General features: G+C 73.1%; 6 protein-coding genes. 5 read left to right on the top strand and 1 reads right to left on the bottom strand.

What is annotated here, in order from left to right:
- The first annotated feature begins 3 nt into the window (after positions 1–3).
- Entirely contained in the window at positions 4–1557 is a 1554-nt protein-coding gene (locus tag ACIBG6_RS38400) for a type VI secretion protein (RefSeq protein WP_399227403.1), read from the top strand.
- On the opposite strand, the gene ACIBG6_RS38405 is transcribed toward ACIBG6_RS38400, so the two are convergent.
- A complete protein-coding gene (locus ACIBG6_RS38405) occupies positions 1547–2113 on the bottom strand; it encodes a GNAT family N-acetyltransferase (protein WP_399227404.1) in 567 nt (188 codons plus the stop codon). The genes ACIBG6_RS38400 and ACIBG6_RS38405 overlap by 11 nt on opposite strands.
- A 152-nt stretch (positions 2114–2265) precedes the next feature.
- Here ACIBG6_RS38405 and ACIBG6_RS38410 point away from each other — a divergent pair, with 152 nt between their 5' ends.
- From ACIBG6_RS38410 to ACIBG6_RS38425, 4 genes are read left to right on the top strand one after another with little or no spacing between them, the layout of a single operon-like run.
- Positions 2266–3168, top strand: a complete 903-nt coding sequence (locus ACIBG6_RS38410) for an ABC transporter ATP-binding protein (RefSeq protein ID WP_399227405.1) — start codon at positions 2266–2268, stop codon at positions 3166–3168.
- Positions 3165–3941: an ABC transporter permease gene (locus ACIBG6_RS38415; protein WP_399227406.1), complete on the top strand. Its 777-nt coding sequence runs from the start codon at positions 3165–3167 to the stop codon at positions 3939–3941. The genes ACIBG6_RS38410 and ACIBG6_RS38415 overlap by 4 nt, the downstream gene beginning before the upstream one ends.
- Before the next feature lie 13 nt (positions 3942–3954).
- Complete coding sequence (locus ACIBG6_RS38420) at positions 3955–5196, top strand: sensor histidine kinase (RefSeq protein ID WP_399227407.1); 1242 nt, start codon at positions 3955–3957, stop codon at positions 5194–5196.
- A complete protein-coding gene (locus tag ACIBG6_RS38425; protein WP_399227408.1) occupies positions 5193–5864 on the top strand; it encodes a response regulator in 672 nt (223 codons plus the stop codon). Before ACIBG6_RS38420 ends, ACIBG6_RS38425 begins: the two co-directional genes overlap by 4 nt.
- The last annotated feature ends 142 nt before the right edge of the window (positions 5865–6006 follow it).

The following is a 6006-nucleotide window of genomic DNA, read 5'->3' on the forward strand; positions in this document are numbered from 1 at the left end:
CGCATGGACACGACACGAAAGGGAGGGGGAGGCATCTCCGACGGGCTGCTGCTCAGCCTGTTCGGCCTCCTCCTCTGCCTCACGGTCCTGGTGTGGACGGCGACCGGTCTGGCCGGCCTCTTCTCCCACGGCGCCTGGCCGCAGGGCGTCGCCTACACGGGCACCCCGTCGGCCCTGCGCTCCCTGGCGACGGCCCCGACGGACCTCCCGGCGGCCTGGCCGACCACACCACCGGGCCAGCTGTCGGGGTACGGCCTGTTCTGGGGCCTGCTGATCGGCGAGGCGATGATCCTGTTCGTCCTCGCGGTCTTCGCCCTGGGCACGATCGCCCGCTGGCGAGCGGTGCGGGCGAACAGGAAGGCGGGTACGTACGGGACGACCCGGGAGCCGGTACGGGACACCCCGGGGCCGGTACGGGACACCCGGGAGCCCGCATACGAGAAGCCCGCACGGAAGGCCCGGCCCCCGAAGTCCGCGCCCGAGGAGCCCATACACGAGGAGCCCGTACGGACGGCCGCTCCCCCGGCCCCCCGACGGCCCGCGCCGGCGGAGGCACCGGAGACGTCTCCCCCCGCGGTCCCGGTCCCGGCGACCACCCCGGCACCGCACGCTCCCCTCCCCGCGGGCACCGCCGCCCCCCGCCTCGTCTACGGCCCCCCGGAGACCCGCCACCCCGTCGCCGTCCAGGCGATCAGGGACGCCGAGGGCCCCGTCCTGGTCGTCACCTCCGACCCCACCGTCTGGTCGTCGACGAAGGACGCCCGCGGCAAACTCGGCCCGGTCCTCGTCCACGACCCCGGCCACCTCTGCGACACCCCCGCCCGGCTCCACTGGTCCCCGTCCGAGCACTGCGAGGACCCGGCCGTCGCCCAGCAGCGGGCGGCCGCCCTGCTCGCCCCCGTACGCCCGCACTCCCGCCTCGACGCGGCCACCGCCGACACCGCGGAAACGCTCCTGCGCTGCTGGCTGCACGCCGCCGCCGTCGACGGCCGCCCCTTCCGCCAGGTCCACCGCTGGGCCCAGGGCGCCGGCGCCCACGAGCCCGTACGTATCCTCCGCAGCCACCCCAAGGCCGCGTCCGGCCACGCCGGCCTCCTCGAATCGGCGCTCACCGCCCACCCCGAAAGCCGCCGCCTCGCCCAGGAACTGACGGCCCGTGCGCTCGCCGCCCTGTCCTCGATCCACATCAGGGAGGCCTGCGTCCCGAATCGAACGGATTCGCTGACGCTCGCATCATTCGTCGCCGAAGGGGGCACCCTCTACGTGGTGGGCGAACCGATCGAGGACCCGCGGACCCACCCCGGCGCGATGCCGCTCCTCACGGCCCTCGCCGCAAGCGTGGTCGAGCACGGCCGCCGCATGGCCGCACGGTCATCCGACGGTCGGCTCGACCCACCACTGACCCTCGTCCTCGACGACGTCGCCGCCGTGGCCCCGCTCCCCCACCTCCCGGAGCTCCTCGCCACCGGCCACGACCAGGGCCTCCCGACCCTGGCCCTGATGCGCTCCCCCGAACAGGCCAGATCCCGCTGGCCCGAGGACTCGCTCAGCCGCTGACCGAGGTGCGCCTGATCTCGTACTCGTTCTCCATGGCCGTCTCGTGCCCCGGTACCGGCACCCGGTCCCCCGTCGCCACGAACCCGAACCGGCGGTAGAACGCGGCCGCTCGCGCGTTCTCCTCGTGGACGTACAACCGCACCCGCTCGACCGGCTCCGCCAGCGACCAGGACCACTCCACGCCCGCCCGGAACAGCGCGTCGATCACACCCGCCCCACGCGCCTCGGGGCGCACGTAGACACCCACTATGTGCGTCTGGACGACCTTCGCCGCCTCACCGAAGCGCACCTCGTCCGCCGGCCGCTCCACGAGCAGCGAGATCGTGCCCGACCAGCTGCCGTCCGGGCCCTCGGCCACGAACTGCCGCGCGTTCCCGGCGCCGCTCTCGGAGCCACCCTCCGCCCGCTCCTGCCAGAAGGAGTCGGGCCGCTCGACGGCGGCCTCGTACGTGTCGAGGAACGCGAGGTGCGCGACCGGGTCCTGAAGGGCGGTCAGCCGGATCTCGCGGGTCTTCTCCCACTCGTCGGCGCGGATGGTGCGTATCGAATAGTCCATGCCGACGATCCTGACGACGCCCGCGCCCTCCTGACAAGGACTTTTCCCCGAGACCATGCCCACCCGCCGTCGTACCCCGGTACTACGCCCGCGCCGAACCTCCCACCCCCGGTCGGACGAACGCCCCCGGCCGTCTCCCTACCGTCGAAGACATGATCCGAGCAGAGAACCTCACCAAGCGGTACGGGGACACCACCGTCGTCCAGGACCTCAGCTTCACCGTCCGCCCCGGCGCCGTCACCGGCTTCCTCGGCCCCAACGGCGCCGGAAAGTCCACCACTCTCCGCATGATCCTCGGCCTCGACGCCCCGACCCGCGGCCACGCCACCGTCGACGGCCTCCCCTACGCCGCCCACCGCGCCCCGCTCACCCGGGTCGGAGCCCTCCTCGAAGCCCGCTCGCTGCACCCGGGCCGCTCCGCGTACCACCACCTCATGGCCCTCGCCCACACCCACGGCATCCCCCACACGCGCGTGGACCGGGTCCTCGCCCTCACCGGCCTCACCCACGTCGCCCGCAAGCGCGTCAAAGGCTTCTCCCTCGGCATGGGCCAGCGCCTCGGCATCGCCGCCGCGCTCCTCGGCGACCCGGCCACCGTCGTCCTCGACGAACCCGTCAACGGCCTCGACCCCGAGGGCGTGCTCTGGATCCGCACCCTCCTCAAGTCCCTGGCCGGCGAAGGCCGCACCGTCCTCGTCTCCTCGCACCTCATGAGCGAGATGGCGCTCACCGCCGACCACCTGATCGTCATCGGCAAGGGCCGCCTCCTCGCCGACACCACGGTCGACGAACTCGTCCGCACCTCCGGCGGCGCCTCGGTCAAGGTCGTCACCCCGGAAGCGGCCCGCCTCCGCGAACTCCTCCCCGGCGCACGCGTCACCACAGAGGCCCCCGACACCCTCGTCGTCACCGGCCTGGAAGCCCCGGAGATCGGCCGCGCGGCCGCCGCCCACGGCCTCCCCCTCCACGAACTCACCCCGCAGGCCGCCTCGCTGGAGCAGGCGTTCATGGACCTCACCCGCGACTCCGTCGAATACCAGGGAGCCCCCGCATGACGACCACGACCTACGACCTGACCCCCGCCCGCGTCCTCCGCTCGGAATGGCACAAGCTCCGGACCGTCCGCTCCACCTGGATCACCGCCCTCACAGCCGTCGCGTTCGTCCTCGGCGTCGGCATCCTCATGGGCGCCACCTACACCTCCGACGGCGGCGACTCCGACGTCGACACCGTCGTCCTCACCCTCTACGGCTCGCAGCTCGGCGGCATCGCCCTCGCCGTCCTCGGCATCCTCGTCACCGCCGGCGAGTACGCGACGGGCATGGCCCGCGCCTCCTTCACCGCCGTCCCGCGCCGCCTCCCCGTCCTGTGGGCGAAGGCCGCCGTCTACACCGTCACCGTCTACGCGCTCACCCTCGCCACCGCTCTCCTCACCTTCCTCACCGCCCAGTTCTTCCTCTCCGGCACCGACCAGGCCGCCTCCCTCACCGACGACGGCGTCCTCGCCGCGATCGCCGGCAACGCCGCGGGCGTCACGCTCCTCGGCCTCATCGCCCTCGGCCTCGGCGCCGCCCTGCGCTCCGTGCCAGGCGCGATCGGCGCGTTCGTCGGAGGGGTCCTGATCGTGCCCGAGATCCTCGGGATGCTCCCGTACGAGGCCATGGACACGGCCATCCGGTACTTCCCCACCCAGGCGGCCGGGGCCCTCGGCTCCGCGACCCCGATGCCCGGCGCCGCCTCGCCCGGCGCCGCACTCCTCGCCCTGCTCCTGTGGGCGGCCGCGACACTCGCCGTCCCGGCCCTGCTGCTCAAGTCCCGCGACGTATAGGGATGATGACCGGGTGACCACACAGGAGACGACAGCCGAGGCGACGGGCCTGAGCAGGTACCTCCAGCGCCTGCTGGCCCGGGCACGGGCCTTCGACGCGCGACGCCCCGCGGTGTGGGACGCCGCCGTGACGCTCTTCTGGACGGGGGCGGCACTCGTGGACGCGTCCGGCGGCTGGCGGAACACCGCCCCCGACCCGTCCGTCCCGGTCTGGCTCGTGTTCGCCACGAGCCTGGCCCTCACCCTGCCGCTCTACTGGCGCCGCCGACGCCCCCTGGCCGTCCTCGCCGTGATGGCCTGCGCGACACTCGTCGGCGACGGCACGGGAGCCTTCCTCCAGGCCGGCTACCTCCAGATGATCCCGGTCTTCCACCTGGCGCTCACCCGCCCGCCGCGCACGCTCCTCTGGGCCTTCGCCCTGATCCTCCCGCCGCTCGTGACGGGCGCGGTCCGCTTCCCCCGCGAGACCTGGGACCAGCGCGTCGTCCCCACCCTGTGGGCGTACGCGCTCGTCGCCCTCCTCGGCATCGTGGTCCGCTCCCGCAGGGACCACACCGCGGGACTCGTCGACCGGGCCCGGCGCCTGGAGATCGAACGCGACCAGGAGGTCAGGCTCGCCGCCGCCGCCGAACGCACCAGGATCGCCCGCGAGATGCACGACATCATCGGCCACAACCTCTCGGTCATCACCGGTCTCGCGGACGGCGGCCGGTACGCGGCGGCCAAGAACCCCGAGCGCGCCGCCCAGGCCCTCGACGCCATCGGTACGACGAGCCGCCAGGCCCTCGACGACCTCCGCCGCCTCCTCGGCGTCCTGCGCGACGACGAACAGGAAGCGGTCCGCGACCCCCAGCCGACCCTGGCCGACCTGGACACCCTCCTCACCGGCGTACGGAAGGCAGGCCTGTCGGTCCGACTCGACGTCCAGGACGAACCGACCGTCCAACCCCTCGCACCAGGTGCCCAGCTGACGGTCTACCGGGTGATCCAGGAAGCCCTGACGAACACCCTCAAGCACGCGGGCCCGTCGGCAACGGCGACCGTACTGCTGGCCTACGCCCCGAAGGAACTCCTGGTGGAGGTGGCCGACACGGGCACGCAGAACACCCCGGCCCTCGCTACCGCTCCCGGCCAGGGCCTCACGGGCATGCGCGAACGCGCCGCCCTCTACGATGGCCGACTCGCCTGCGGCCCCCTGCCGGCCGGCGGCTGGCAGGTCCGTCTCCGACTCCCCCTGGAGGACTCCCCCTCGTGACGACCGTACTCATCGCGGACGACCAGCCGATGCAGCGCTTCGGCTTCCGCATGCTCCTCGAGAGCCAGGACGACATGACGGTCGTCGGCGAGGCCTCGAACGGCACCGAGGCGATCCGCCTGGTCGACCGCCACCACCCCGACGTCGTCCTGATGGACATCCGGATGCCCGGCCTCGACGGCATCGAGGCCACCCGCCGCATCGTCACGACGGGCGCCCGCACCCGGATCCTGATCGTCACGACGTTCGACCTCGACGAGTACGCGTACGAGGGCCTGCGCGCCGGCGCGAGCGGCTTCCTGGTGAAGGACGCCCAGCCGGAGGAGCTCCTCGCGGGCATCCGCGCGGTCGCGAGCGGCGACGCGGTCGTGGCCCCGTCCCTGACGCGCCGTCTCCTGGACGCCTACATCCACCACCTGCCGCAGTCCGCCGCGGCGGCGGCCCCGCCCCAGGAGGATCCGCGTCTCTCCTCCCTCACGGAACGGGAGCGCGAGATCCTCACGGTCGTCGGCCAGGGCTGGACGAACACGGAGATCGCCGAGCGTCTCCATCTCGCGGAGTCCACGGTGAAGACCCACATCGGCCGCATCCTCGCGAAGACGGGCGCCCGCGACCGCGTCCAGGCGGTCATCCTGGCCTACGACACCCAACTGGTAGCGCCGGCCTGACGGGCCGCGCATTTCCGATCCAGAACGCAGAAAAGCCCCGCACCATAAGGTGCGGGGCTTTCCCACAATGATTGTTCGGCGGCGTCCTACTCTCCCACAGGGTCCCCCCTGCAGTACCATCGGCGCTGAAAGGCTTAGCTTC

Origin of the sequence: Streptomyces sp. NPDC050842 (genome assembly GCF_044456565.1) — a bacterium.
Classification (GTDB): domain Bacteria; phylum Actinomycetota; class Actinomycetes; order Streptomycetales; family Streptomycetaceae; genus Streptomyces.